A 25,993-nucleotide genomic window follows, 5' to 3' on the forward strand; every position below is an offset into this window, starting at 1 on the left:
TTCTCACCCTCCTCCAGGAGTTGGCGGACGACGTGGGAACCGACGTTTCCGGTGGCACCGGTTACCAGGATCATGGTTGAGATCTCCTTAATTTCTTTCTCTTTGTGTGAGCCGGGGGCCGGTCGGTGACGATCGCGTCACTCGACCAGCCGTCCGGTGGATTCGAGGTCGGCCGTGCGTTCCACGAGGCGGGCGAGCTCCGGGGCGGGCTTGAGCACGGCGCGGCTGGCGAGCCGGAGTCCCGACTCGGTCGAGGACACTTCCAGCGTTCTGGTCAGCGTCTCGTCCAAGGCCGGATAGTCGCTGCGGTTGTGACAGCCTCGGGTCTCCCGGCGGGCGATGGCCCCCAGGACGGTCGCCTCGGCCACGAGCAGCGCCGCCCGCAGGTCGAGCAGATGCGCGAGGTCCTCGTAGCCTTCGGCGGTGGGCGAGACGTCCACGTCCCGCGCTCGTTCGGTCAGGGCCTCGATGTCGGCCAGGGCTTGCTTTAGCCCGTCCTCGTCGCGGACCACGCCGCAGCGCTGCCACATGAGGGTGCGCAGGTCGCGCCGGATCGGCCGGGCGAACTCGCCGCCACGCTTGACCAGCCCGAGGAGCGCTTCGTTGACTGCGGTGACGACGGCGGAGGGGCGGCTGATGGTGGTCCTGTCCCTGGCCCAGGCGGCCGCCGCCTGGCCGGCGCGGCGGCCGAAGACCACGGTCTCGGTGAGTGAGTTACCGCCGAGCCGGTTGGCGCCGTGCAGGCCCGCGGTGACCTCGCCGGCGGCGTACAGGCCGGTCAGGTCGGTGGCGGTGGTCTCGGCATCGACGACCACGCCGCCCATGGAGTAGTGCGCGGTGGGCGCGACCTCCATGGGGGTGGTGGAGATGTCGAGGAGCTGGTGTTCGAGGAACTGCCGGTACATGCGCGGCAGCCGTTCCAAGATCAGAGCCTTGTCCTGGTGGGAAATATCGAGAAAAATCCCGCCGTTCGGTCCGGAGCGGCCCTCGGTGATCTCGGTGTAGCAGGCCAGGGCGACCCGGTCACGGGTGGACAACTCCATGCGCTCGGGGTCGTAGGCGGTCATGAACCGTTCGCCGAGCGCGTTGTACAGCCGTCCGCCCTCACCGCGCACCGCCTCGGTGACCAGGGTGCCGGCCACCTCTTCCGGATGGACCATCCCGGTGGGGTGGAACTGCACCAGCTCCAGGTCCGCCAGCCGGCAGCCCGCGCGCAGAGCCAGGCTCATGCCGTCGCCGGTGTTCTCGTCGCGGCGTGAGGAACTGCGCCGCCACAACCGGGTGTGCCCGCCCGCGGCCAGCACCACGGCGTCGGCATAGATGGCGGTCCTGGTCCCGGTGTCCAGGTCGAAGCCGAAGGCGCCGAAGCACTCGCCGTCGGCGTGCAGCAGGCCGGAGACGTAGAAGCGCTCACGCATCGCGATGCCCGCGCTCCTGCGCGCGAGAGTCTCGAGTACGGCACGGCCGGTCCAGTCACCGGCGAAACAGGTGCGGCGATAGGTGTGCGCGCCGAAGAAGCGCTGGTCCAGCCGGCCGTCGGGAAGACGGGTGAAAGGGGTGCCCCAGTCGGCGAGCTCACGGATCGCCTCGGGCGCCTCGCGGGCCAGGATCTCGATCATCGCCGGATCCCCGAGGCCGTAGCCCTCCTTGTAGGTGTCGGCGAAGTGCTGTTCCCAGGTGTCCTGCGGGTCCCGGGTGCCCAGGACGGCGTTGATGCCGCCGGCGGCGAGGACGGTGTGGGCGTCCGTCCTGGCGCGCTTGCCGACGATGAGCACCTCGCATCCCGCCTCGGCGGCGGCGATCGCCGCCCGCAATCCGGCCGCGCCGGAGCCGATGACCAGGACGTTCACCGCGTGGATCTCGATGTCAGTGTTGATCGGCATGGATACCTCTCTGAGCGGGGGATGCGATGACCTCGGTGTACTCACCGCGCGGCGAGCGGCGCAGAACGCCGGTCTCGATGCCGTGCGCGAGCCGCTGCCTGTCTTGTTCCTGCAGGGCCAGGCAGATGCGCCGGGTGAGCTCGAAGACCACGACCGGCCCGGCCACGACCGCGACGCGGAAGAACCAGGTGACGGCGAACAAGGACAGGTTGAAGTGATGGGCGAGCTGGTCATTGGCGGCCGCCGCCCACAGCAGGCCGTAGAAGGTCATGCCGGCCGCGCCTGCGGCGGTGCGGACGGCGGCCTCACGGGGCCGGTCCAGGGTGTGGTGGATCCGGCTGTCGCCGGTGAGCCGGCGTTCGATGAGCGGATAGGCGGCCAGGACGGTGAAGAAGGCGCCCGGCACCATCAGGGCGGGAATGAGAACGGACAGGGTGAGCGGGTGACCGGCGACGATGGGTTCCCAGGCGGGCATGATGCGGATGGCGCCGTCGAGGAAGCCCATGTACCAGTCGGGTACGGCTCCGGCGCCGGTGGTGCCAGGGCGGGCCGGGCCGTACAGCCAGATGGGGTTGATCTGCGCGACGGTGCCCAGCAGGGTGAGCATGCCGCAGGTGGCGAAGAACAACGCCAGCGAGCTGAGCGGCGGTATGTGGGTGGCGCCCGGGTAGTGGCTGTGGCCGTGCCGCCGCAGCAGCCAGCGTCTGACGATGAGCAGCTCGACCATGATCACCGGGATGAGCAGGACGTGCAGCCCGTAGAACAGCGGGATGACCTGATCACCGGGGACGGCGCCGCCGAACAGCAGGCCGGTCAGATGGGTGCCGACGAGCGGGATGGACTGGGTGACGCCCTGGATCAAGCTGAGGCTGCCACCGGAGAGCATGTCGTCGGGCAGGATGCCGCCGGTGACGCCCGCGGCGATGCCCAGGACGACCAGGGCGACCCAGATCAGCCAGTTCAGGCCGCGTGGCCGGCGGAAGGCGCCGGTGAAGAACAGGCGCAGCAGGTGCACGCACACGGCGCCGATGAAGATCAGCGTGGCCCAGTGGTGGACCTGCCGCATCAGCAGACCGCCGCGTACCTCCAGGCTGACCTCCAAGGTGGAGGCGAAGGCCCGGCTGACCGGCACGCCGCGCAGCGGGCTGTAGGCGCCCTGGTAGATGACCTGGGTCGTGTCCGGGTCGTAGAAGAAGGTCAGGAATGCTCCGGTGAGGACCAGGACCACCAGGCTGTAGATCGCGATCTGGCCGAACAGGAACGACCAATGGTCGGCAGGGCTGAGTGGCTGCTGGCCCACAACGTGCGCCAGCCGTACCTGCAGGCCCTTCACGCGCCGACCACACGGAAGAGTCCGGCGGAGTCCTTGGACTCCCGCCGATGCATGTGATGCGAAACTCGCGCGGGGTTGTCAATCCCGTGTGCCATTGCTTGCTTGCTCCTCAGCCTGTGGACTCTTGATGGTGGCGATTGATGCGGTTGACGGGGTTGGTCACGGCGACCAGGCCGCACGGTTCCTCGCGTTTTGTCGGTGTACGGCCGGGCGTCACCGCCCGCTGGGCGGAAGCCACTCCGTGAGGTGGACGAGCACGCCGGCGGGGTCGGTGAGCTGCACCACCAGTTCGCCCTACGGCTCGGTGCGCAGCGGGCGGGAAATGGCGGCGCTTTCCGCGACCGGCCGCGCGTATTCGGCCGGAAGGTTCGTGACGGCGAAGGACACCACCGCACCGGCCGGCCCCTCACCGACCGCTGAGCAGCACCGACCGGGCCAGATTGCGCCTCCAGATGGAGGCCGGCCCTCCAGACACACCGCGCAGGGAAACTCTGGTGACGTTGAAGGGTGCGGTCCAGCAGAGGGTCACCGATCTTCTTGATCGAGCGTGCCGTGAGCCTGCGCCGAGAGGTCCTGCCAGTCGGCCCAGGTCTTGAGCCGGTCGCGCAGATCAGACCACAACCGGGCCGGGATGCGCGCTGAGAACGCGGTGGCATTGCGCCGCACCTCCTGCGCCGAGCGCATACCGACCACGATGCCCGCGACCGCGGGGTGGCGCAGCGGGAAGGCCATGGCGGCCTGGGGAACGGTCACGCCGTGCGCCTCGCAGACATCCGCGATGCGGTTGACCCGTTCCAGCAGCTCCGGGGCGGCGGGTGCATAGTCGAACCGCGCCCCCTCGGCGGGCCGGTCGGTTGCCAGCAGACCGGAGTTGAAGACGGAGGCGGCCAGGACCGAGACTCCGCGTTCGGCGCAGGCGGGCAGCAGTTCGTCCAGGGCGGTGTGGTCCAGCAGCGTGTAGCGGCCCGACAGCATGACCACGTCCGCGTCGGTCTCCCGCACCAGGCGGGTCAGCTTGCCGGGGTGGTACATGCCCGCGCCGACGGCGCCGACCACGCCCTGGGAGCGCAGCTCGGCCAGTGCCGGGTAGCCGTCGCGCAGGGCAGTCTCGAAGTGCTCCTCGGCATCGTGCAGATACAGCACGTCGATCCGGTCGACGCCCATGCGGGTCAGCGAGTCCTCGACGCTGCGCAGGATGCCGTCGCGGGAGAAGTCCCAAACCCGGCGGTGCGTGGCCGGCACGGCGAAGCCCTCGTCCATCCGGCCGTTCGGATCCTGCGGGACCAGCAGCCGGCCGACCTTCGTCGACAGCGTGAACTCTGCCCGCGGCTTGCTGCGCAGCAGCTCGCCGATGCGGCGCTCAGAGTGCCCGATGCCGTAGTGCGGCGAGGTGTCGAAGTAGCGGATTCCCGAGTCCCAGGCGGCCGCCAGTGCCTGCGCCGCGGTGTCGTCGTCCACCGGTTCGAACAGGCCGCCCAGCGGCCCGCCCCCGAAGCCCAGTTCGGTGACCTCCACCGTGCTGCGACCGAGGCGATGAGTGCGCATGTGACTTGTCTCCCTCGTGTGCGGTTCCGGCTTCCGGCCGGACATTATGATGTTCATGCCGATCTGATCCGCTTCGGCGCCCGGTGTGATGAGGACTCCGGTGAGACGGCCGTCCGAACCAGCACGTTCCGGGGACCAGGTCGTCGTGGCTCACCACCTCGGCGCCGTTGCGCGACGGTTGCCGCAGTCGGCTCCAGATGCGGCGAAGCCGCGGCACGTCCAACGCCCCTCGCCTTCCCGGAAGCACTGCTCCATCCAGGGTCGCGGTGGGTGCGATCGTCGCCGCGTCCTGCGCCGCTGAAGCGCCGGCTCTCCAGTGGAGTCCGCCAGGCGACGTCCTTGGTCTCCAAAGCGCCCGTCAGAAGGCGGGGAAGGCCCAGCCCGAGGGGTGGAAGGGCTCGCGCTCGCCACGGAAGGCGAGCGAGGCGGCGGTGACCGCCCCTGGGCTCAGTTCCTCGACGCGGCCCGCGGCCGCCAGGGCCGCCAGGGTGGTGCCGCCCAGATAGGCCGCACCCAGCTCGGCGGAGGTCAGCCGCAGGCCCGGCCGGGCCTGGGTGCGTTCGCAGGTGACGGAGTCGCCGTCGGCCCACAGGTGGTAGCGCCCCGCGTTCCATGGGCAGAACGTGTCCTGAACCTCCAGGACCAGGTCCAGCGGAGTCGAGTAGCGGCGTGCCGCCAGCGCGCGGTCGACGTCCACCAGGCGGACCCAGAGGTTGTCGATCACGCTGGTGCGAGCCGCGCGCGGGTCGGTCAGCAGGTGCTTCAGCGGTTCGTCGACGGCGCCGTCATAGGTGAGGCCGGCGTGAGCGTCGAGGTCGATGAGGTAACGCCACAGGGCGGCGTAGGACTGCCTAGTGGTGGCCGCGACCTCGATGACCTGCACCAGCCGCGGCTTGGAGCGGTAGAAGACGTAGCCGCTGACCTCGCCGCCGGGCTCGGTGTGGACGGCGAAGCGCAGGGCCGTCCCGCCGTCGCGCGCGCGTTCGCCGTCGGCCAGCCGGGCCTCCCAGAACTTCTCCGTACGGTCCACCCAGCCGACCCCGGTACGGCGGGCGGTGTCGTAGACCTTCTCTAGCAGCGGCCGGGCCTGCCGGCGGTCGAGCAGGCGGATCGTCCCGTCGCCGAGGTCGGTGCCGGGCCTCAGGGCCAGGAGCTTCTTGTCCGCCTGGATCTCGGCCACGCAGCTGGCGACGCCGTACCCGAAGCGGCCATAGATCGTGGCCTCGGCGGCGTTGAGCGCGGCGATCGGCTCGCCGCCTGATTCGTGCAGGTCGGTGAGCTGCTTGCGCATCATCGCGGTGAGGATGCCGCGGCGCCGGTGGGTGGGCAGGACCGCGACGAGCGTGATGCCGGCGACGGGCGTCACCGCGCCGGGGACCGTCATGACGCGGCCGTAGATCGACGCACCGCCGACGATCTCCTCGCCGTCGTAGGCGGCGATCGTGCGTCCGGGCTCGATGGAGTCGGCGGCGTTCCGCAGGCCGCCCTCGTACCAGTCCTGGCCGTAGGTCGTGCTGATCATGCGAGCCCACGCGTCGAGCTCGTCGGCGCGGATCGTCCGCAGGGGGTAGGTCGCCGTCATGCTTCGAGAATGGCCGGGTAAACAGGCACCGCACATCGGGTGATCTGTGTATTTATATGCTGGCGTCGTGGTGGCGGAGCGCGTGGTCAGCCCGGTGTTCGTCGGCCGGGGCGAGGAGTTGTCGGCGCTGGTGGCGGCCCTGGACACGGCTGTCGGGCAGGGGCCGGCGGTGGTGCTGGTGGCCGGGGAGGCCGGGATCGGCAAGTCGCGGCTGCTCGCCGAGTTCGCGCGGTCGCTGGGCCGGGGCGTGCGGGTGGTCGAGGGCGCCTGCGCGGAGCTGGGCAGCGACGGCCTGCCGTACGCGCCGTTCGTGACGGTGCTGCGCAGGCTGATCCGGGTCGAAGGGGTGCTGCCGGGGCCCTACCGCCAGCTGGCCCGCTGGTTCCCCGAGCTCGGCGAGGCGGGCGACGCGGAAGGCGGCAAGCATCTGCTGTACGAGGAGGTCCTGACGCTGGTCGAGCGGGTGGCCGCGAACCAGCCGCTCGTCGTCTCGATCGAGGACCTGCACTGGGCCGACGCCGCCACCCGCGAGCTGCTCGGCTTCCTGGCCAGGAACCTGACCCAGGCCGGTGTGCTCCTGGTGATCACCTACCGGCCGCCGGAAAGTGGCAACGGACTGCTCGGGCCGCTGCTGTCCGAGCTGGCCCGCCGCCCGCGCACCACCACGCTGCGGCTGCCTGGCCTGGACCGGCAGGGCGTGGGCCGGCAGCTGGCCGCGATCCTCGGCACCGAGCCGGACGCGGCCGCCGTACGCCGCGTACACGAACGCAGCGACGGCACCCCGCTGTTCGTCGAGGCGCTCGCCCACGCCGGTGAACGGACCCCGGACAGCCTGCGCGACCTGCTGCTGCACGGCCCGCGGTCGCTTCCCGGCCCGGCGCGCGAGCTGCTGCGCATCGCTTCGGCAGCGGGCGGCCGGGTCGGCCACCGGCTGCTGGCGCAGGTGGCCGGGCAGGACGGGACCGGGCTGGATGCCCTGCTGCGCGAGCTCGTCGACCGCAGCCTGCTCGTCACCGCAGGGGACGGCTACGACTTCCGCCATGCCCTGATCCGGCAGGCGGTGTACGAGGACCTGCTGCCCGGCGAGCGGGCGCGCCTGCACGCGCGCTACGCCGAGGCCCTGCGCGATTCCGGCGCCCACGCGGAGCTGGCCGCACACGCCCACGCCGCCGGTGATCGCGGGCTGGCCTTGTCCGCCGCTTACCTGGCCGCGGGCCAGGCGCGCAGGTCCTACGCCTACGAGGAGCAGGTCCGCATGCTCGACCAGGTCCTCGAACTCTGGGACCCGCAGGCGCGGCTGGGCGTCGACAGGATCGACGTACTGACCGGCGCGGCCGAGGCGTGCATGCTCAGCGGCGACTACGCTCGCGGGGTCGAGTACGCCAGCGCCGGGCTGGCCGCCGTGGACGAGCGGCGCGAGCCCGAGCGGGCCGCCCAGCTGCTGGAACATCGAGGCAGGCTGCGGCACCGGCTGGAGGCGACCGGCGTCTCCGACTGGGAACGAGCCCTGGAACTGGTGCCCGCCACCCCCGGCGGCGTTCAGCGAGGGCGGCTGCTCGGCGTGCTGGCCATGGGCCTGCTGCCGGAGGTGGACCGGGCTCGCGAGCCGTTCGAGGAGGCGCTCGCCATCGGTCGGCGTACCGGCGATGCCACGGTCACGGTCCGTGGGCTGCTGGGCGTCGGGTCCATGACGGGCGACCTCGGGATGCTGGCGCAGGCCCGCACGCTGGCCGATCGGCTCGACGGCCACGACCTGCTCATGACCGTCCCGATGTACGAGGCGACGCTGCACACCAAGGCCGGTGACCACGACCGCGGCATCGAGGCGGCCCGCGACGGCATCCGCCACGCCCGCCGGTACGGGCTGGGCCGCAGCCGGGGCGCCGAGCTCGCGCGCTTCGCCGGACACAGCCTGATCCTGGCCGGGCGGTGGGACGAGGCCGCCGCCGTGCTGGAGGAGAGCCTCCAGGAGGACCCGCCACCGCTGCCGCGGCAGGCCCTGCGCGTGCTCGCCGGCTACCTGTCGCTGCTGCGCGGAGACTTGGCCAGGGCGGCCGACGCCGCGGCGGCCGTGGAGCACACCGGCAACGGGGGTCTGTTCCCCCGCTATCAGCTGCTCTGCCTGCTCGCCGTCGCCCAGGGCAACCACGAGAGGGCAGACCTGCTCCTGGACCGGGCGCTGGCCGACCCGGCGCTCACCCGGATCTACAGCAGCGACGCCCGGCCGGTCCTGGTCGCCGGCGCATTGGCGCAGCGGGCCCGGCTCGCGCACGGCGACGGCAGGGACCTACGGCAGCGGGTCGCGAAACGACAGGCCGAGCTCTCCGCGGCCGATACGGCGCTCGGCGTGGACGGGCCGCTCGACCGAGCTTGGCAGATCATGCTGCGCGCGCTTATCAAGGACGACGGCTGGGACCACGCCGCGGGTGCCTGGCGGGAGCTGCGGCAGCCGTACGAGCTGGCGCTGAGTCTGTTCCACGGCGCGCGAGCCGCGCTGGCGGCGGGCGACCGGCCCGGGTCAACGGCCCGCCTCAGGGAAGCCGCGTGGCTGGCCGAAGACCTGGGCGCCGCGCCGCTCACCCGCGAGATCGCCCTGCTCGGGCGACCCCGACCGGCTCAGGGTGGGCTCACGGAGCGCGAGCGTGACGTGCTCAGGTTGATCGCCGAGGGCCTGAGCAACCGGCAGATCGCCGCCCGGCTGCACATCTCACCGAGTACGGCGGGGGTGCATGTCTCCCACATCCTGACGAAACTGGGCGCGGCCACCCGCACCGAGGCGGCGGCCATCGCGTTCCGTGAGGGGCTGGCGGGGGTCTTTCCCCGCTTAGCTTGACGTTTACCTTTCCTGGTCCGGTGACCGTCTCGACGCCCTTGGTGGCCTTGCCCACATCGTGCTGCGGGCAAGACTGGCCTGGTCGGATCTACAGCGTCAACGAATCTGACACCAAGCCCGGTTCGCCGTTCCACTCCTACTGGCAGGCCGGCTTGAGGGCGGCACGTCGTCCGCCGGGCAGCCGCTCCACCTGGACGCAGATGACCGTGCCGGACAGGATCGGCGCTTCGGCCCGGTGGGCGAAGTGGTCTTTCTTGTCCAGCTTGGGGTGCAGGCCGTGCCAGGCGGTGACGCTGACCTGGCCGTAGTGCCCATCGTGGAGGGTCAGCTGCTGGTCGGGCTCGCCCCAGGTGTCGGGGCGGGCGCAGGAAAACGACCCGCCGTGGCGGCGGGGACGTCCGGCGCAGCCGCCGTTTCCGGCTCGCGCGGCGGCGGATCACGATACAGCAGCCGGTCGTTACGGATGCCGACCAGAGCTATTGCAGGCGGATCGCCTCGGCCGCGCGGCGGCAGACCGGGTACACCGGGTTCCCGCCGGCGTCCAGCCCCTCCACCAGACGGTCATCGATCACCACGACGTCCCACTCGCCCGGGGCGACCCTGCCCACCACCAGGCCCATCAGCCACGGCCACCACGTCTCATCGGTGTCCTCGGCCGTCAACGGGTAGCGGACCCGCACCGGCGACGCGTCCGGGAACGGGTTCGCCTGCCGGGCCAGCGCCCCCGCCAAGGCCTCCACGCCCAGCTCCAGGTCCGACTTGGCCAGCGCCGCCTCGATCGTGCCCGCGGCCAACTCATCGGCCAGCGCCAGGATGACCGTGTTGCTCGCCGCGGACGCCTCCACCGCCGCCACGTACTGATCGACCTTCGCCGCCTCGGCCGCGGTCAGGTCCTGAGCCTGCCAGCGCTCACCGGCCCACAGCCACATGTCATCGCGCTGCTCCCCGAACACCTGCTTGATCCGCTCCACGGTGTGGTCGTCCAGCAGATGCGGAGCGCGCCGCGCCGGGAGGTTCAGGAGTTGCTGGCCCAGGGCCGCTCGCTCAGGGGCATCAGCCGGGACCTGAATCTCGACTACTACGCCGTGCGCCGCTACGCTCGCGCGGCCGGTCTGGAGGAACTGCTGGTGGCTGCCACGCACCGCACCACGCTGCTGGATGCCTACAAGCCATATCTGTATGAGCGGTTCAGTCAGGGCTGTCACAACGCGAGCCTGCTGTTTCGTGAGGTCCGGGCACAGGGTTACCCGGGCAGCGCGAGCCCGGTCGACCGCTACGTCCGACTGCTCCGCAAGGGCAGCATCGCACCGCCACCACCCAGGCCCACGCCCAAACCCCGCAAGATCACCGCGTGGATCATGACCCATCCCGACAACCTGCGTCCCGACCACGCGCCCGACCTCGAGCAGGTCCGCGAGGCCTGTCCCGAGCTGGACGCCACCTTCCGCCACGTCCGCGGCTTCGCCACCATGATGCGCGATCTGCGCGGCGACCGTCTGCCCGCCTGGATCGACGCAGTTCCCGAAGCGGACCTGCCCCATCTGCACCGATTCGCCCACGGCCTGCGCTACGACCTCGACGCCATCATCGCCGGCCTGTCGCTTCCCTGGAACTCCGGACAGGCCGAGGGGCAGAACACGCGAGTGAAGCTGGTCAAGCGGCAGGGCTATGGGAGAGCCAACTTCGATCTCCTGCGGAAGCGGATTCTGCTCCGAACATGATCCTCAGCCCGTCCCAAGATCAGCGACAGAGCCCGTTTACCTGTACCTGACTCTGCACATGAGCCCGTACGCCGACAGCAGCCGGAACGGGTCGGCTGAATCCGGCTAGCGTTGCACCGCATGACGCACACCGAGATCGAGATCACGGCGGAGCTGGTGCGGGATCTGCTGCTCGACCAGCACCCCGACCTGGCCGACTACCCTTTGCGGTTCGGCGCGCATGGCTGGGACAACCAGCTCTGGCGGCTCGGCGACGACCTCGCCGTCCGGTTGCCCTGGGCGACGCAGTCCGCAGATGCGCTGCTACACAAGGAGCACACCTGGCTGCCCGCCCTAGCCCCGCGCCTTCCCCTGCCGATTCCCGTCCCGCAACGCCTCGGCGAGCCCTCGCCGCGGTTTCCGCGCCCCTGGATCGTCACCACCTGGGTGCCGGGCGAACCCGCCGACCGCGCCCCCGTCACCCGCGGCGCGAAGGCGGCCAACGCCCTGGCCAGCTTCCTGACGGCACTTCATCAACCCGCCCCCGATGAGGCGCCCGCCAGCGGCTTTGGCCGAGGAGGGCCGCTGGCCGACCGCTCCGAGCACTTCACCAAGCTGCTCGCCTCGGCCACCGAGCTAGGGCACATCCCCGACCCTGACGCCGTCCGCGCGGTCTGGGAAGACGCCGCCGCCGCGCCCGACTGGACAGGCCCTGCGCTCTGGCTCCACGGCGACCTGCATCCGGCCAACGTTCTCACCGCGGACGGCACCATCTGCGGCGTCATCGACTTCGGCGACCTCTGCGCGGGCGATCCAGCCTGCGACTTCGCCGCCGCTTGGGTTCTGCTGCCGGACGACACCGCCGACCGCTTCCACGCCGCCTACCAGCCGACCCCGGACGCCGCAACCCTGCGCCGCGCCCGCGGATGGGCAGTGCTGCAAGCCCTCAGCGGCATCTGCATCGGAGAAGCTGGCGTCCGCGGCCGCCCAGGCGGCAAGGCCACATGGGGCCCACCCGCCCACGCCTCACTGCGACGCCTCATCGCAACGGCCCACCGCTGATCGCCTCTTATACGCTCGAATACCTTCGCGCCGGACCCCACCATGCTCGGCACGGTGGGGTCTACTTGCCTGACAGGCCTCCAAGCAGCTGACCAGCTATTTCGCTTGACTACCCAAGATAACCATCGAGGCCGGCCGCGCGCGTGTTCGCGTCGTGGTTGCGTCGATTGAGTTCAACGGTCCGCACGTTGTGGATGCTCGTCACGATAACCGCGCCGAGACCGGCGCACAGCAGGGTCATCACGATGACGGCCAGCAGAGTGAGCCGGGTCCGCACCGACCACTCGCTCCATGGCCTCATCGCCTTCCACCTCCGTGACCAGGCTAGATACCGTCGTTAAAGGTCATCGGAGATCGACAGGCCGTATTCAGCCAACGCGGACCCAAACCTGCACCTCGGGCTTGGCGGCCTCACCGGCTCGCGACGCACGCCAGGCCAAAAGGAGGTCAACCCGCACTCATCGGCGCCCGGCCGGGTAGAAGGTACCTCCGCCCTGGGGGAGGGGACGGCGGGGATGGTTACTGGCTGGGAGATCAAGCACCGGTTGTATCGGGCGATCAACGCTCATGACGTGTCCGCGGTCCTCGACAATTATCTGCCTGAGGCCGTGTTCGTGGCGCCTTCCGGCGTGCTGGAGGGACATGACCAGATTGCCTGGTTCTGGGAGCAGCTCTTCAAGGCTTTCCCCGACCTTCAGCAGACGCCCTGGTTGGAGATCCCCTGTGACGATCCTGCCGTCACCGAGTGGACGCTCACCGGCACGCATCAGGGACCCTTCCTCCTGCCGAACGGGAGCGAGCTGGAGGCGACCGGCCGCCGCATTGCCATTCGCGGTTCCTGCATGGCCCACGTCGCGCACGGGAAGATCGCCACGCATCGGGAGTACTTCGACCAACTGGAGCTGTACTGCCAGCTCGGGCTCGGCATGCCCGACGTGTGCGATCCTCCCCGTTAGCTCCCCGGGGGAGCCGTTGCCCGACCGGGCGAGGGTCACGGCCTGCCGGGATGTCGGGTCTCGGCCTTCCCAGCTGGTGACCGAAGCCTTGGTGAGCCCCCAGCGTGACAGGCGGGTTGGCATCGAAGGAGAACATGACGCCGGGCGCGTTGTCGGTCGGTGAACGACCCTTCCAGCCCGCGAAGCCGTAGCGGGCCGGGGAGGGCCCATCGTGACGACAGGCGCCCATCCGACCCAACTTGACCCCCCAAGACGTACAGGTCGGTGATGTCCAGACGCGGATCCTGGCAGGCGATCGAGTCGATAGGGGCATGGTCGCACTGGCCTTTCTGCGCTCGGATTCGGAGGCCGTGGGCTGCTTGGCTCGGTCGTGTGACCGCCGGTGGGCCACATGACGTGGGGGCGTCATCGGAGCGGAACCGCGCATGACGGATGGTGTTTCAGCAGCAGCACGGCGATGTCGTCGGCGTGCCCGCGGCCCAGCGGGCAGTGGCCGAGCAGCGTGTCGGTGAGCTGCCACAGCGGCTCGGCGCAGGCCTGGGCGAGGTGACGGGCAAGAGCGTCGATGCGATGGTCCAAGTCGGTGCCGGGCACTTCCACCAGGCCGTCGGTGTACAAGGCGAGGATGGCGTCGGGCGGGAAGGGCACGGTCAGGGTCGGATATTCCGCGTCCGGGTCGATGCCCAGCAGCGGGCCCGCGGGTACGTCGATCACGTCGGTGTGCCGCCCAGGCAGGCTGAGCAAGGGCGGCGGGTGTCCGGCGTTGGCCGCGCAGAAGGTGCGCAACCGAAGGTCCACGTGCACGAGCAGGCAGCTGGTGAACAGATCGGTGCCCAGCTCGACCAGCAGGCGATTGGCGTGCTGCAGCACTTCGCCCGGGCTGGCGCCGGTGACGGTGTAGGCACGGATGGCGGTGCGCACTTGGCCCATGAGGGCCGCTGCGGTCATGTTGTGGCCTTGCACGTCCCCGATGACGGCCGCAGCCGCCCCGTCATCGAGGGCGATGAGGTCGTAGAAGTCACCGCCGATGCCGACCCCGCGGGTGGCGGGCACATACCGGGCAGCGGTCTGCAAACCGGCGACCGGCGGCAACGCGGCCGGCAGCAGGGCGGTCTGCAGGCTGTGCGACAGCCGGTCCTTGATCTCATACAGCAGCGCGCGATCCAGCGCCTGGGCGATCAGGCCGGCGAGCGCGTTAAGCGTGACACGTTCCTCTGGCGTGAATGCGTGAGGGTCGGTGAAGGCGAACACGCAGGTACCGATCCGCTGTTCGGCGACGGTGAGCGGCAAGAACGCCCAGGCGACCGCATGGGGATTGCGCACGGCGTCCGGATAGGCGCGCCGGAGTTCTTCCCAGGAGCTGAAGAACGCGGGCCGGCCCGTCTGCATGACCCGTTCGGCAGGGGTGGGCGAGGTGACGGGCAGGCCGTCGAGCCGGTCGAGCGTCTCACGGGGGTATCCGTGCGAGCCGACGATGTGCATCTTGCCGCCCTCGGCCACCAGCAGGGCCATGGCCTGTACGCCGTACACGGGGGCGACATGGTCGGCGACCAGGTCGACGACTTCGCGCACGTCCAGCGCCCGGGTCAGCGTGGAGGCCATGTGCAGGAAGTTGCGGGAGTCGCGCAACGGCGGCGCCTCCGCAGCGGCCGCGTCGACGTCGACGGGAGCGTGCCCGTTGTGTCCGTGCTCGTCGGCGCCGTGCTTACCCGTCTCGTCAAGGGTGATGTGCAGAGTGATCCCGGACGGCGCCGGATGCAGCCGAATCTTCAGCAGGCGGCCGCCGGGAGCATGGGCGACCCAGGAGGCCGGCTGCTGGCCGATCACTGCGGCACGGCAGCGATCTTCGAAGGCGGGCTCTCGCAGCCACGGCACTCGATCCCACAGTATGCATCCTCGTGCGGGTGAGCCGTCGAGGCCGAACAGTTCGGCCGCGGCGGGGTTGCAGAAGGTGATATGGCCCTCGATGTCGATGGCGGCGATGCCGTCCGCGAATCGGTCGAGACAGTCCACCGCGGCCGGTCCCTGCTGTCCGTCCGCCATGGTGGCGAAGGGCGTGGCCACGATGCGTGGCTGTCCTATGGCGCGCAGCGGACATCCGCTCTCTTCGGCCATCACCAGCACCTGCCCGAGCCGCTCACTGGCACGGCTGATCGCGGCGAGCTCGCCCGGGGAAAGGCCTGCCGGGTGCGATACGGGCCACATCAGCGCCCACGAACCTCGCACATCGGCGCCGCTGTAGATAGGAGCGGCGGCCAGAGCGAAGGCGTAGGGCACCGATACCGCCGTAGCCGGGAACCGGCGGGCCATGTCGTCCGGTCCGGGCACCCAGATCAGTTCACCGCGGCGGGCCGCGACGGCCACCGGGGCGTCGGCTTCGAGTCTGACGCGTGTCCACGGTTTGACACCCCAGACCGGCAATCCGAGCTCCGCCTCCATCAGCAACACCTGATGCCTGTGGTGCAGCAGGTACAAGACGGCGATGTGCGCCCCTGTCCCGGCTGCCGCCTCGATCAGTGCCTCATCGACGGCCGCCCCGACGTGCCCGGCGGCGGTTCTGGGGTAAGGAACACCTCGCCGATCAGACCCCTCTGGTGCCGGTCCCTGAGCTGACAGCCGCTGCGACATAGGTCAACGGTACGCAGCCAAGGCGGCGGCATATCTCCAGATTTGCCCTCTTCGGGCCCGTTCGAGGCGAGATGCTTGCGATGGCAATGCCATCTCACGACCAGCAGATTCCGCGCTTGAACGCTGATCTCACCTTCGCTGGCGCTCCGTAAACACCTCGGGCGTCCTGGCCGGCCCCGGCCGCGCTGTCCGCATCACCTTGTCTTGACCCTGCGCCGTTCGAACTGCACGCTCACGGCCGGGATCACTATGAGGACACGATCCTCACCTCAGGCCCGGCCGGAACCCTCCGACGGCTCCTCACGACCCCGAGCCTGCGGTACCAGAACTCACGCGTAGAGTCCGCTGCCCCGCTCGCGACCGAACGATGTGAGCCAGACGGCGTCCGGCGATCAGTCCAGCGATCAGTCCGCCAGAGGCATACGTAGCACCAGGCATGCTCCCTGGCCGGGGTCTTCGATGGTCAGGGTGCCTCGGTGGGCGTGGGCGATCTCGCGGCAGTTGGCCAGGCCCAGGCCGGTGCCCTTCGGGTCGCGCTGGCGTGATTCCGGGAGCCGGGCGAAGCGTTCGAAGATGATCTCGCGGTGTTCGGGGGCGATGCCGGCGCCGTCGTCGAAGACCGCCAAGATGGCGGTGTCGTCCTCGGCCCGGACGGTGACGGTGACGGTGGTGGTGGCGTGGCGCTGGGCGTTGTCCAGCAGGTTGGCCAGCAGCCTGGCGATCAGCAGCCGGTCGCAGCTGACGAGCACGCCCGGCTGCAGGTCGGTGCGGATGGGGACCCGGCCGGGCAGCCGGCGCCGGAGTTCATGGTGGGCCGGGACGGGCACGCGGTGCCCGAGATCGGTGGCGGTGATCTCGGCGAGCTCGGCGGTCATGTCCTCCACCGGCTGCAAGGTACGGCCGACGAGCTGGTACGTTCCCACGGCCACGATGACCAGCACGATCGCCGAGGCGGCCACCAGCTGCGCGAGCAGCGCCTCGCTCCCGTACCACGGCGGGTCCGGCAGCGCGCTGTAGGCGATCAGGTCGCCGCCGAGGGCGGGAACCCACATCGCCGCGACGATCATGCACCGGGCCCGCAATGCGCCAGGCAGAGCTGTCTACCAGCCTCCTCGTGGCGGCGCATGCCGCCTGTGACGCGGACGCCGCCGCCCCCGCTCAGAGCAGCTCACGCTCGCAGCCCACCTACCGGCCTCAGTCAGGGGCGAGAACCGCGCAAGCCGCTGCCGCCCCGAAGGGATCCGTTTGTTGGTCAGGACGCCGGTGGGGGCAGCGATGCGCCGGACGGGCCACAACGGTCAAGATGAGCTCATGACGGGTCCTTCGGCCTCCGGTGCGCGGCTGCCGATGACAATCCTGCTGGATGCGGTCGATGACTACCGAGTGACTCGAGCCGTGCTGGGCCTTCTGGATCGCGCCGGTGGGGTGCTGGTCGTCGATCCGACCGTGGGGACTACGGCGGTGGTGTCGTTGGCCCAGGACATTCTGGTCGCACTGGGCAAACAGCCTGCCGCCGTGGTTATCAGCCGCATCGGCACCGCGGCGCTTTGGCAGGCGGCCACCGCCTGGCTCGCCGCGGCGGGCATCAAGCGCCTGGTGGTGCTGCGTGCGCACCGGCTGCCGCAGCGCGCGCTGGCCCGGCTGGCGCAACTCGCCGCCGACGCCCCCGTGGCACTCACTGTGGTGTGGCACGCGCCACCACCGCCGTCGTGGGAGACGGTCCTGCCGACGGCTACCATCTGCCTGTCACGGCAGGTGATGGAGGCGGTCGCGGTGGCACGGCGGCAGGGACCGGGCGCGGCGCCGCCGGTGACCGGTGAGCGGTGTGAGCAGAAGGACCAAGCGATCGCCCACGCGCTGACGCATGCCTTGCCCTCGCTGCCCGGCAGCGAGGCGCCGTGGTTTCGCGCGGACGCTCAGCGGCTGCTGGAGCGCGAGGATTTTTGCCGCGTGGACGTGCTGTACGGCTACGGCGGGGACGCGGTCTGTGCCTTTGCGTCGGCCGTCGGCGGGCAGTTCGATCGGCCGCTGGCCGCGTGCTGCCGTCAGTTCCGGGCCCGAGACGAAGACAGGCTCGCGGAGGCCAACCCCGCGAGCCGGGCGATGGTGCGCGCGCCTGGGCTGGGGATGGCGCCGAGCTGGGACCTGCTGCGGGCGCGCTGGGCCGCGCTGCGGAGCCCGCCGGGATCGGCAGCGTTGCCGCAGGTTCAGGAGTGCGACCGGAGATCGCTGGTGCGGTTCCTGGTCGGGCTGGTGGTCGGCATGCCGTCGCGGGCGCACAGCCTGGCGGTGCTGCGCGGCGCGCAGGCAGGCTTCCTGCGACATGGCCTTCACCTGCTGCTACCTGCGGGACCTGAGCGGTGGAGCGGCCCCGGTTTCACGGACCCGCCGTTCACGTCCGCAGTGGCCGAGCAGATTCGTAGCAGGATCGTCGACCCGGTGCGCGCCGGTGCTGTGGCGGCGCTGTTGGCGACCGGCATGCCGCCTGCCCTGCTGGGCTGGACGCGGCTGTCCGACCTGGCGCCGGATGCCGCCACGCTGAGCAGCCAGCTACCGTTCCGGATCGATTATCCCGTTCCGGAGTGGGGCCGGGACCTGCTCGCTGCCGCGCGCGTCTACGCTGCCGCCCGCCACCCCGGCGACGGCCTCCTGCTGCTCTACCTGACCTGCGCCAAGTTCGTCACCACACCCGACTACGCCCCACGCTTGCGGGCCCGGTTGGAGGTGGAACAGCAACTGATCCAAGACGCCGACGAGCGGGGCTGGGCTCGCGAGGTCGAACGACACACAGCCGTGGCTCGGCGGCTTGAAGCGCTCCTTGCTGATCTCAAACAAGGCCCTCATCCTGAGGATGCCTCCGCCGCCTGCCGGCAACGATGAGCGCAGCAGAGGGTGTTTGTCGGCGTCGAATGCGAGACTCCGCACATGAATCTCCTACTTTCAGGCGGCCAACGTGAACACCTCTGAGCGGTTCACCCTCGAGTCGACCAATGAAGGGTGGCGAAGCGCAAGGATCGCTCGCGGAGAGCTCCGTGACCAGCGGTTCCAGTTGCCCACCGGTGTGACCGATGTGATCTTCGACCGCGCACGACTGGTGAACGTGGACTTCACCGAGACGCGCTTCCCCTCCTTCATCGCCTACGGCAGCGATTTTGACGGGTGCGACTTCTCCGGCGCCGCCTTCGAGCAGCCGTTGATGGGCAGCACCAGCACGGGCATCGGCGGACAGGAATGGGACGGCGTCACGTGGCCGCAGACCGTCTTCCGCAACTGCACCTTCCGCCGCACCCGCTTCGCGGAGCGAACCTTCTTCGGCAACGTGCGGTTTGAGCGGTGCGTGTTCGACCGATCCCGGCTGCGGGAGCAGACGGCCACCTTCGAGGCCGAGTTCGTCGACTGCGTCTTCCTCGGCCACGTACGGAGCATGAACTTCTGGGGCCGCCCAGCCGACCGCGACCAGGCCGTACTCGGCAGAGATCACAATGACTTCACCGGCAACGACTTCACTGCCGCCGAGCTCGATGATGTCTCCCTCCGCCACATCGACCTGCGAGCCCAGCGCTTCCCCGGCCTGCCCGGTTATGCGCTTGTCGACCGGATCATCGAACGGGCAAGGGCGGTGCTGCCGCTGGTCGACAGCTGGCCGGATGAGCGGCACCGCAAGGAGGCCCGCTCCGCGCTGGAGTTCCTCGCCGACACGGCGCGCGAATGGAACGACGACCAGGCCCTGGTGAGCCCGGCGCGGATGGGCCGCAAGCTGCCGCCTGCTCTGCGGGAAGAGCTGTTCGCCGCGTTCAGACGCACGACCAGCGATACATCCCCTGATTGAGCCGCCTCGCTTCGCGGGCCAGGTCCCGCAGGGCGGCAATACGTTCGACCTCGTACTCCTCGAGCAGTTCGTCATCGGCATATTCGCGCAACCGCGCATCGTCCACATCGGCGAGCGCGGCGACGGTTTCCGGTGCTAGCCGCTCCACGCCCGCCGCCTCGCCGTCGTCCACGACCACCTCGCTGTCGCCGAACTCGCTGAGGTCATGCCCGCTAATCTCAGCGACCAGCGTGTCGAGCTCGTCAATCCAGCCCTTGCAGTCGACATGCGGCAGGTTCATGGCTTCTGGCCCGCCGAGCAAAGCCTGCCGGGCCAACTGCTCGGAGTCCGCGGTGAAGTAGTCGACCAAAACACCCATGGCCGATCACCTTATCGATCAAGCCCTCATCAGCACAGAGGCCATCCCAGACCTGCTCGAGCCACGCGGAGCGGACAGCTGCTTGACAGTGTCCATATAAACAGCGACATCATGTTCGGCCTGTTCGCGATCTGCGGCTACCAGTTCTCCCCGCGCATTGCCGACCTCGGCGACACCCGACTGTGGCGCACCAACACCCGCGCCGTCTACGGCCCGCTGGATGCCATGTCACGCCACACCATCCGCCTGGACCGCATCCGCGCCCACTGGGGTGACATGCTGCGCGTGGCCGGCTCGCTCACCATGGGCACCGTCCGCGCCTACGACCTGATCCGGATGCTGTCGGCCGACGGCCGCACCACCGGTCTGGGGGATGCCTTCGCCCACTACGGCCGCATCTTCAAGACGTTGCACCTGCTGCAGTTCATCTCCGACTCCGGCTACCGCCGCATGATCGGCACTCAGCTCAACGTCCAGGAAGGCCGCCACCGCCTGGCCCGAAAAATCTGCTTCGGCAACCGCGGCCAGCTGCGCCAGCGCTACCGCGAGGGGCATGGAAAACCAGCTCGGCACCCTGGGCCTGGCGCTCAACGCCGTGGTGTGGTGGAACACCCTGTATCTGGACGCCGCCGTCAAGCAGTTGCGCGGGCAGGGCTTTCCCGCCACCGAGGACATGTGCGCCCGGCTGTCACCCATCCGGTACGACCACATCAACTTCCTGGGCCGCTACGCCTTCACCCGCGCCGACCTGACCACAGGACTGCGTCCCTTCCACGAACAGGCTGCCAACGCTGAGGGCTACTGATTTATCGACGTCGATGCCCCGAGGGATCAATCCTGCGGGGCATCGACGTGGGGTTCGGTCCGGCAGGGAGCGACGATCCTCAGGGTCGCTGTCTACCGGTCCACGTTCAGTCGGTAGAGGTCGTCGTACCACTGGGGAGTGGCGGCCTTCCGCGGGTCGGGGCCGGGGCCGGGGCCAGGGATGACGAAGAGGTCGACGGTGTCGGAGCTGTGGTCGCGGAAGCGCTCGACGATCCAGTCGCCCTCGATCCGGTCCGCGGAAACGGTCTGGTCGAACCAAGTGGTCTGGTCGGAGTTCCTCGCAGTGATCCACAGCAGGCGGTAGCCAATCTTCAACCCGCGCCGGTGCAACTCGGCGCGCACGGCCGCGACCGTCTTACCGCGAACCGCGTAGCCGTTCAGGAGCTCCTCGTCGCGGGCGTCGTCGACACCTTCGACGTAGGGCTCGCCCGGCTCGGCGGGGCGACCCACCCCGAAGACGACCCGCTGCGAGAGGTTCGCGGGCATCCAGGCCTTGCCACAGAACGCCGACGCGCAGGGCTCCATGGGCTGCACCCCGATGGTTCCGGGCCCCTGGAAGCCCGCGGGGATGATCGGGCCGATCAGCTTGCCCACGTCGGACGGCGCCACCGGGACGACTTTCACCGTGACGTTCAGCCCACCGCGTCGAAGGCTTCCTCGAAGCGCCGGTAGTCGGCCGCGGGATTGGTGATGGTGACGCTGAAATAGTCATTGGCCTTCTTGATGGACACGGCCGCGTTGGCGTAATCGGTAGCCGGATCACCTGACGGCAGGCCGACGCCGATCGCGACGGCCACGGCCAGGGCGGTGACCGCCGAGATCAGGACGGGTCAGCGGGTACGCCCCAACGTGTAAGGGTTCCCCCTCGGGGGCCAGGACAGCCGACGGCGCGGAGGCGGGGTCGCCACGATCTCCTCAAGCAGGTCATAGACCCCCTGGTTCACGGCGGGCTCGGTGGATCCTGCGGCCGGATCGATGGCGGACACCATACGGTCGATCTTGTTCATCGGTTCTCTCCCCTCAGCGCGGCCATCATGGGGACCTCGTCTGTTGTGTCGAGCAACCGGGCCAGTCGCTTGCGGGCCCGATGCAGGCGTAGCCGGGCGGCGGTGCTGCTACAGCCCAGCACCATGGCGATCTGCAGGCCGGTCAGTTCCTCCCAGCAGGCCAGCGCGAGCACTTCTCGATCCGCCGGTGCCAGCGTGGCGAAGGCGGCGCGGACGACGTCGGCCCGCGGATCGGCGGGCGCCGTCTCCCAACCGGCGGCCAGTTCGTCGCGGAGCAGTGAGGCCAGCGCGGTGCGGCGCGACTGCCCGCGCCGGTGATTGGCCAGGACGCGCCGTGCCGCGCCGTACAGCCACAGCACGGTGGCGTCCCCCCGGGAACGTCATCCAGCCGCCGCCACACGGTGAGGAAGGTTTCCGCGATCACATCGGCGATGTCGTCGGCCGAGTCGGGACGGCGCAGCGCATAGCGATGGACCGCTGGATAGCCGGCGAGGTAGAGCGCCTCGAAACGATCTCGCGCGCCGGGGGGCACACGTGGATCCTGCACAGGTGTCTCCTAGCCGAAAAGGTGCTGGAACACCTCATAAGGTGTCCGGCACCTCCAAAAGTGTTTCCGCCCCTGCTCAGGCACACCGATGGTGACATCGACAGCGTGACTGCCGCGTTGTTTAGCCAGCACTCATACCGCTGTCCCACCATGAATCGAAGGACAGCTTTCAGGGCTTCAAGACAACGAGTTTCCTCGGCTGGCGGGGCACGGTCTTATCCCGGTCGAGGTGCCCGTACACCGTGCTGCGCGGAACCCCGAACAGGTCAGCGATCTGCTGGACGGTCTTCTCCCGGGCGTCATACAGCTGCTGAGCGAGCGCGGCCTGATCGGCGGTAAGGCGGGGCCGGCGTCCGCCGACGCGGCCGCGGGTCCGCGCCGCGGCCAGGCCATCGTTGGTGTTAGCCACGATCAGCTCACGCTGCAGCTCGGCCAGCACGCTAAGCATCCCAAACATCGCCCGGCCCTCCATCGTGTCGGTGTCGATGCCCTGCTCGATCACGTGCAGACCGATCCCGCGCATCCGCAACTCGGCGCCGAGGGTCACCAGGTGCAGCACCGAGCGCGACAGTCGGTCCAACCGGGTGACCTTCAACGTGTCGCCCGAGCGGAGCATCCGCAGCACGATGTCGAATTGCGGACGGGAGGCCTTCGCGCCACTGGCGCGATCGAGGTAGACGTTGTCCCGCTCGACCCCAGCCCGCAGCAGGGCGTCGATCTGGTGGTCGGGGTTCTGGCTGGCGGTCGAGACCCGCGCGTAGCCGAAGAGCATGTGTCGGAATGTAGTTGACGATCGTTCACCGACGTTGATTTTCGACACAAGTTCTCGACAGTGACTACCTGCGGGTTCGCGTTCGGCTACGCATGTGTAGACAAACCCTCGTCTGCCGACACTGACAAGTGATTACACAGAGCTACTTTGCATTCATGGCAGCGACCCGAGCACCGGGCCTAGTTGGGCGGAGTGCATTCGGTCGAACGAGGGCGGCAATGGGACCTGCAGAAGTATGCTAACGTACGTTACTATAACGACCGTTAACTTACTTGGAAGGGGAGCAGTGCTGGATCAACTGGGACGGGCGCTCGCCGCGGAGGACGCCACTGCCGTGTCCGTGATGCTGGCCGAGGACGTCACTCTGCGGGTCGCGGTGCACGACGAGCCGATCGAGGGGGCCGGTGCCGCCTCTCACGTCATCGGGGCTGTACTCGACGGGGTGCTGCACGACATCGAGGTGTCGGCGACCATCGGCGGCGTCGGCGACACCTCGGTTCTGATGTTCAGCGCCCAGGTCGCGGGCCACCCCGGCCGGGCCGACGGGCTACTCGTCGCCCGCCAGGACCGGGACGAGCGGATCTCGGATCTCACGGTGTTCGTCCGGCCGCTCGCGGCGTTGCAAGCGCTGGCCGACGAGATGGGACGGCGGCTGGGTCTGCCGCGCCCCGGCGGTGTCGTCTGATGGCCACCCCATCGCTGCGCAACTGGATCCCGGCCGCGATCCTGTCCTCGCCGCTGCACCCGGTGATGAGCCGGAGGAGTCTCCTGCTGAGCTTCACCGGGCGCCGCAGCGGCGTCCGCTACGTCACCCCCGTCAACTACCTCCAGCGTGACCGCGAGCTGCTGATCACCACCAGGAGGGCGTGGTGGCGCAACTTCGACGGCGGGGCGCCGGTGGAGCTGCGGCTGCGGGGCCGCCGGATCGCAGCGGTGGCCGAGGCGGTGCGGGAGCCCACCGTTGTGGCCGACGCGCTCACCGCACTCGTGCGTGACCACCGCGCGTACGGGCGCTGGGCGCGGGTCCGGGTCGGCGCGGACGGCACCCCGGACACCGCAGACGTACACGCGGCTATCGCAAGCGGCCGGGTCCTGGTCCGCGTGCTGCTAGACGGCGAGACCATCACCCCATGACCGCAACGCACCGCAGGCGCCGTGGCACCGGACACGAGCTGCGTGAAGTGGTGATCAGAGTGGCCGCCGACCTGCTAGCGCAACTCGGCGACGCCGACGCGCTCACCATGCGGGCCGTCGCCGCCGCCGCAGGCGTCACCGCACCCTCGGTATACCGGCACTTCCCGGACAAGGAGGCGTTGCTGCGTGTTGTCATCGCCGAGCGGTTCGCCGAGTTCACCGAACAGCTCGAAAGCGCCGCCATGTCCGCCGCCGGCGACCCCGTCGCGCGGCTCGAGGCGATCGCCAGGGCGTACGTCCGGAGCGGTCTAGAGCAGCCGGGGCACTACCGGGTGCTGTTCAGCGCCATGAACGCGGGCCCGGCCGGGCTGGGGCTCGAACCCGGCGCTGCGCATCCCGGCGCGGCCTCCTACAAAGTACTGGTCGACGCCGTCGGCGCGTGCCTGTCGCCCGCCCGCCGCGATGCGGCGTTCGTACTGGCCACCGAGCTGTGGGCTTCCCTGCACGGCGCCATCGACCTGCGCATCACCAAACCCGACATGCCCTGGCCCGAGCCCGATGCGCTGATCGAGACGGCGTTGACCGCTGTGCGGACCGCGTCGTCGCCCGGGCCACTACCCGCGGAGTCGCCGTGAACCTGCTCGTCTTCGTCACGCTGGCCGTCACCGGTTTCGTCGCCTGTTCCGAGTTCGGCTCCTATGCCTTCGTCCATCCGGTGTTGCGCAACTTGCCCGGCACCGAACGCATCGCCGTCGAGAAGGGCCTGCTCAAGACGTTCGGGCGGGTCATGCCGGTCGGGATGACGCTGTGCGTGGTGCTCGCGGTGGCCGTCGCGATCGAGGGCAGCGGGCCCGGGTGGCTCGCCTGGTCCGCGGTGGCCGCGTTCGCCGTCGCGGTGGGGTTCACAGTCGCCGTCAACGTCCCGATCAACATCGCCACCGGACGCTGGGACCCGGCGAACCCGCCCGCCGGATGGGAACGGACCCGCCGCCGGTGGGAGTTCTTCCAGGGCGTGCGCTCCTGGCTGCTGCTGATCGGTTTCGTCCTGGTCTGCGCGGCAGGAACCGTCTGATCAGCGCGCCGCGGCAGCCACGAGCGCGCGTACGGGTCTGCCTGAAGACGCCCCACCAAGTTCCAGCGCGCCGTACCGGCCCCGCCAGCACCACAGCCCGTTGTCCCGACCTGCGCCAATTCAAGGCAGGTGCTCGCCCCTACCACGTCAAACATGAATACGGAGGCAACCATGGGCTTCTCTCGAATCACCGGCATCGCCGCCCTAGGCTTCGCCATCACGATCGTCCTCGCCAACGCGATCATGGTGCCTGCCGGCCTGCCACTCACAGGTGCCGAGATCGGCGAGGTCACCGCGTTCTTCCGCACCGAGGGCTATATCGTGGCCATCGCGTCCGCGCTCACTCCCGCCGCCTGGCTCCTGGCCACCTTGTTCGGCGCGGGCGCGGTCTCCGCGCTGCGGCGCTTCGAACGCGGCCGGGGCGAAGCGTGGTCACTGCTCGGATTCATCGGCCTGGCACTGCAGAACGCCACCTTCGCCGCGGTCATCGCGACCCGCCTCGCGCTCACCTCGACGGCCGCGCGCGACAGCGCCACGACCGCAGGGCTGTGGGTCCTGCACGACGCGCTGTTCACCCTCAACGGCACCTTCCTGGCACTGGCCCTCCTCGGCCTGTCCGTCGCCGGACTGCGCGCCGCTCTCATCCGGCCCTGGCACGGCGCCCTGGGGCTGGCATCGGCCGCGCTGCTGTTCGGCTCGGCCACCCTCACCCCCCTGGTCATCGACCACGCCGGCCCCCTCGGTCTCCTTGGCCTCGTCGGCTGGCTGATGTGGGTCGCCTGGATCGTCGCGTACGGCATCACCCTGATCCGCCTGAACCCGGCCTCGTTGTCGCACGAGGTGGGCTGACCAGTCGACGAGGGCCCCTCCACAACAGAGTCGGCGTCCTCCTCGCCGGGTAGCCCCGGTGCAGCAATGCACCGGGGC

At 69.8% G+C, this 25,993-nt stretch carries 26 protein-coding genes and 1 pseudogene; 12 read left to right on the top strand and 15 right to left on the bottom strand.

All coding sequences use genetic code 11. The features are described from left to right. The 5 genes from AB0J69_RS57070 to AB0J69_RS57090 all read right to left on the bottom strand — a co-directional run. The coding region (locus tag AB0J69_RS57070) for an NAD-dependent epimerase/dehydratase family protein (RefSeq protein WP_364136886.1) at positions 1–74 on the bottom strand (74 nt) is incomplete at its 3' end. 63 nt (positions 75–137) lie between these two features. Continuing rightward, on the bottom strand, positions 138–1,883 hold the full coding sequence (locus AB0J69_RS57075) for an FAD-dependent oxidoreductase (RefSeq protein ID WP_364136842.1): 1,746 nt from the start codon (positions 1,881–1,883) through the stop codon (positions 138–140). Continuing rightward, on the bottom strand, positions 1,867–3,216 hold the full coding sequence (locus AB0J69_RS57080) for a cytochrome b N-terminal domain-containing protein (protein ID WP_364136844.1): 1,350 nt from the start codon (positions 3,214–3,216) through the stop codon (positions 1,867–1,869). The genes AB0J69_RS57075 and AB0J69_RS57080 overlap by 17 nt, the downstream gene beginning before the upstream one ends. A 525-nt stretch (positions 3,217–3,741) precedes the next feature. Beyond that, complete coding sequence (locus AB0J69_RS57085; RefSeq protein ID WP_138667625.1) at positions 3,742–4,761, bottom strand: aldo/keto reductase; 1,020 nt, start codon at positions 4,759–4,761, stop codon at positions 3,742–3,744. A 358-nt stretch (positions 4,762–5,119) separates the two neighbouring features. Then, positions 5,120–6,343 (bottom strand): GNAT family N-acetyltransferase, encoded by a 1,224-nt coding sequence (locus AB0J69_RS57090; protein WP_364136846.1) that lies wholly within the window; start codon positions 6,341–6,343, stop codon positions 5,120–5,122. Between the two features lie 67 nt (positions 6,344–6,410). On the opposite strand from AB0J69_RS57090, the gene AB0J69_RS57095 reads away from it, so the two are divergent. Beyond that, on the top strand, positions 6,411–9,176 hold the full coding sequence (locus tag AB0J69_RS57095) for an AAA family ATPase (protein ID WP_364136848.1): 2,766 nt from the start codon (positions 6,411–6,413) through the stop codon (positions 9,174–9,176). Positions 9,177–9,652: 476 nt separating this feature from the next. Here the strand turns inward: AB0J69_RS57095 and AB0J69_RS57100 are convergent, their stop codons facing one another. Then, on the bottom strand, positions 9,653–10,147 hold the full coding sequence (locus AB0J69_RS57100) for a hypothetical protein (RefSeq protein WP_364136850.1): 495 nt from the start codon (positions 10,145–10,147) through the stop codon (positions 9,653–9,655). Between the two features lie 3 nt (positions 10,148–10,150). Here AB0J69_RS57100 and AB0J69_RS57105 point away from each other — a divergent pair, with 3 nt between their 5' ends. Together AB0J69_RS57105 and AB0J69_RS57110 are read left to right on the top strand one after the other, a co-directional pair. After that, a complete protein-coding gene (locus AB0J69_RS57105) occupies positions 10,151–10,897 on the top strand; it encodes a transposase (protein WP_364136852.1) in 747 nt (248 codons plus the stop codon). 120 nt (positions 10,898–11,017) lie between these two features. Continuing rightward, on the top strand, positions 11,018–11,938 hold the full coding sequence (locus AB0J69_RS57110) for an aminoglycoside phosphotransferase family protein (RefSeq protein ID WP_364136854.1): 921 nt from the start codon (positions 11,018–11,020) through the stop codon (positions 11,936–11,938). A 109-nt stretch (positions 11,939–12,047) separates the two neighbouring features. Here the strand turns inward: AB0J69_RS57110 and AB0J69_RS57115 are convergent, their stop codons facing one another. Then, the gene (locus tag AB0J69_RS57115; protein WP_364136856.1) at positions 12,048–12,215 is read right to left on the bottom strand and encodes a hypothetical protein; all 168 of its coding nucleotides are present in this window, start codon (positions 12,213–12,215) and stop codon (positions 12,048–12,050) included. A 238-nt stretch (positions 12,216–12,453) separates the two neighbouring features. Here AB0J69_RS57115 and AB0J69_RS57120 point away from each other — a divergent pair, with 238 nt between their 5' ends. Next, positions 12,454–12,894, top strand: a complete 441-nt coding sequence (locus tag AB0J69_RS57120; protein WP_364136858.1) for an ester cyclase — start codon at positions 12,454–12,456, stop codon at positions 12,892–12,894. Between the two features lie 405 nt (positions 12,895–13,299). Here AB0J69_RS57120 and AB0J69_RS57125 read toward each other — a convergent pair whose 3' ends face one another. Beyond that, positions 13,300–15,369 carry a SpoIIE family protein phosphatase gene (locus tag AB0J69_RS57125; RefSeq protein ID WP_364136860.1) on the bottom strand — a complete coding sequence of 690 codons (2,070 nt, stop codon included), beginning with the start codon at positions 15,367–15,369 and terminating at the stop codon, positions 13,300–13,302. 557 nt (positions 15,370–15,926) lie between these two features. After that, positions 15,927–16,574, bottom strand: coding sequence for an ATP-binding protein (locus AB0J69_RS57130; RefSeq protein ID WP_364136861.1), 648 nt, complete (start codon positions 16,572–16,574; stop codon positions 15,927–15,929). 259 nt (positions 16,575–16,833) lie between these two features. On the opposite strand from AB0J69_RS57130, the gene AB0J69_RS57135 reads away from it, so the two are divergent. Together AB0J69_RS57135 and AB0J69_RS57140 are read left to right on the top strand one after the other, a co-directional pair. Continuing rightward, the gene (locus AB0J69_RS57135) at positions 16,834–18,402 is read left to right on the top strand and encodes a hypothetical protein (RefSeq protein ID WP_364136863.1); all 1,569 of its coding nucleotides are present in this window, start codon (positions 16,834–16,836) and stop codon (positions 18,400–18,402) included. A 181-nt stretch (positions 18,403–18,583) separates the two neighbouring features. Further along, positions 18,584–19,351, top strand: coding sequence for a pentapeptide repeat-containing protein (locus AB0J69_RS57140; protein ID WP_364136865.1), 768 nt, complete (start codon positions 18,584–18,586; stop codon positions 19,349–19,351). Here AB0J69_RS57140 and AB0J69_RS57145 read toward each other — a convergent pair. After that, positions 19,317–19,709, bottom strand: coding sequence for a hypothetical protein (locus tag AB0J69_RS57145; protein WP_364136888.1), 393 nt, complete (start codon positions 19,707–19,709; stop codon positions 19,317–19,319). The genes AB0J69_RS57140 and AB0J69_RS57145 overlap by 35 nt on opposite strands. A gap of 102 nt (positions 19,710–19,811) precedes the next feature. Here AB0J69_RS57145 and AB0J69_RS57150 point away from each other — a divergent pair. After that, a pseudogene (locus AB0J69_RS57150) lies at positions 19,812–20,514 on the top strand (Tn3 family transposase); the annotation flags it as partial. Positions 20,515–20,606: 92 nt separating this feature from the next. Here the strand turns inward: AB0J69_RS57150 and AB0J69_RS57155 are convergent. The 5 genes from AB0J69_RS57155 to AB0J69_RS57175 form a co-directional block, all read right to left on the bottom strand. Further along, positions 20,607–21,158, bottom strand: a complete 552-nt coding sequence (locus AB0J69_RS57155; RefSeq protein WP_364136867.1) for a hypothetical protein — start codon at positions 21,156–21,158, stop codon at positions 20,607–20,609. Positions 21,159–21,166: 8 nt separating this feature from the next. Next, the gene (locus AB0J69_RS57160; RefSeq protein WP_364136869.1) at positions 21,167–21,331 is read right to left on the bottom strand and encodes a hypothetical protein; all 165 of its coding nucleotides are present in this window, start codon (positions 21,329–21,331) and stop codon (positions 21,167–21,169) included. 33 nt (positions 21,332–21,364) lie between these two features. Further along, the gene (locus AB0J69_RS57165) at positions 21,365–21,541 is read right to left on the bottom strand and encodes a hypothetical protein (protein WP_364136871.1); all 177 of its coding nucleotides are present in this window, start codon (positions 21,539–21,541) and stop codon (positions 21,365–21,367) included. Beyond that, a complete protein-coding gene (locus AB0J69_RS57170; protein WP_364136873.1) occupies positions 21,538–21,900 on the bottom strand; it encodes a sigma factor-like helix-turn-helix DNA-binding protein in 363 nt (120 codons plus the stop codon). The genes AB0J69_RS57165 and AB0J69_RS57170 overlap by 4 nt, the downstream gene beginning before the upstream one ends. Positions 21,901–22,257: 357 nt before the next feature. Continuing rightward, positions 22,258–22,860 (bottom strand): recombinase family protein, encoded by a 603-nt coding sequence (locus tag AB0J69_RS57175; protein WP_364136875.1) that lies wholly within the window; start codon positions 22,858–22,860, stop codon positions 22,258–22,260. A 286-nt stretch (positions 22,861–23,146) separates the two neighbouring features. Between AB0J69_RS57175 and AB0J69_RS57180 the strand changes: the two genes are divergently transcribed. The 5 genes from AB0J69_RS57180 (at position 23,147) to AB0J69_RS57200 (ending at position 25,915) form a co-directional block, all read left to right on the top strand. Continuing rightward, positions 23,147–23,545, top strand: coding sequence for a hypothetical protein (locus AB0J69_RS57180; protein WP_364136877.1), 399 nt, complete (start codon positions 23,147–23,149; stop codon positions 23,543–23,545). After that, positions 23,545–23,994: a hypothetical protein gene (locus tag AB0J69_RS57185; RefSeq protein WP_364136879.1), complete on the top strand. Its 450-nt coding sequence runs from the start codon at positions 23,545–23,547 to the stop codon at positions 23,992–23,994. The genes AB0J69_RS57180 and AB0J69_RS57185 overlap by 1 nt, the downstream gene beginning before the upstream one ends. Further along, positions 23,991–24,629 carry a TetR/AcrR family transcriptional regulator gene (locus AB0J69_RS57190; RefSeq protein ID WP_364136881.1) on the top strand — a complete coding sequence of 213 codons (639 nt, stop codon included), beginning with the start codon at positions 23,991–23,993 and terminating at the stop codon, positions 24,627–24,629. The genes AB0J69_RS57185 and AB0J69_RS57190 overlap by 4 nt, the downstream gene beginning before the upstream one ends. Beyond that, positions 24,626–25,066: a DUF1772 domain-containing protein gene (locus tag AB0J69_RS57195; protein ID WP_364136882.1), complete on the top strand. Its 441-nt coding sequence runs from the start codon at positions 24,626–24,628 to the stop codon at positions 25,064–25,066. Before AB0J69_RS57190 ends, AB0J69_RS57195 begins: the two co-directional genes overlap by 4 nt. A 171-nt stretch (positions 25,067–25,237) precedes the next feature. Further along, positions 25,238–25,915, top strand: coding sequence for a hypothetical protein (locus tag AB0J69_RS57200; RefSeq protein WP_364136884.1), 678 nt, complete (start codon positions 25,238–25,240; stop codon positions 25,913–25,915). Positions 25,916–25,993: the final 78 nt, after the last annotated feature.

It is taken from the genome of Nonomuraea sp. NPDC049709, from assembly GCF_040674815.1.
In the GTDB taxonomy this organism is placed as follows: domain Bacteria; phylum Actinomycetota; class Actinomycetes; order Streptosporangiales; family Streptosporangiaceae; genus Nonomuraea.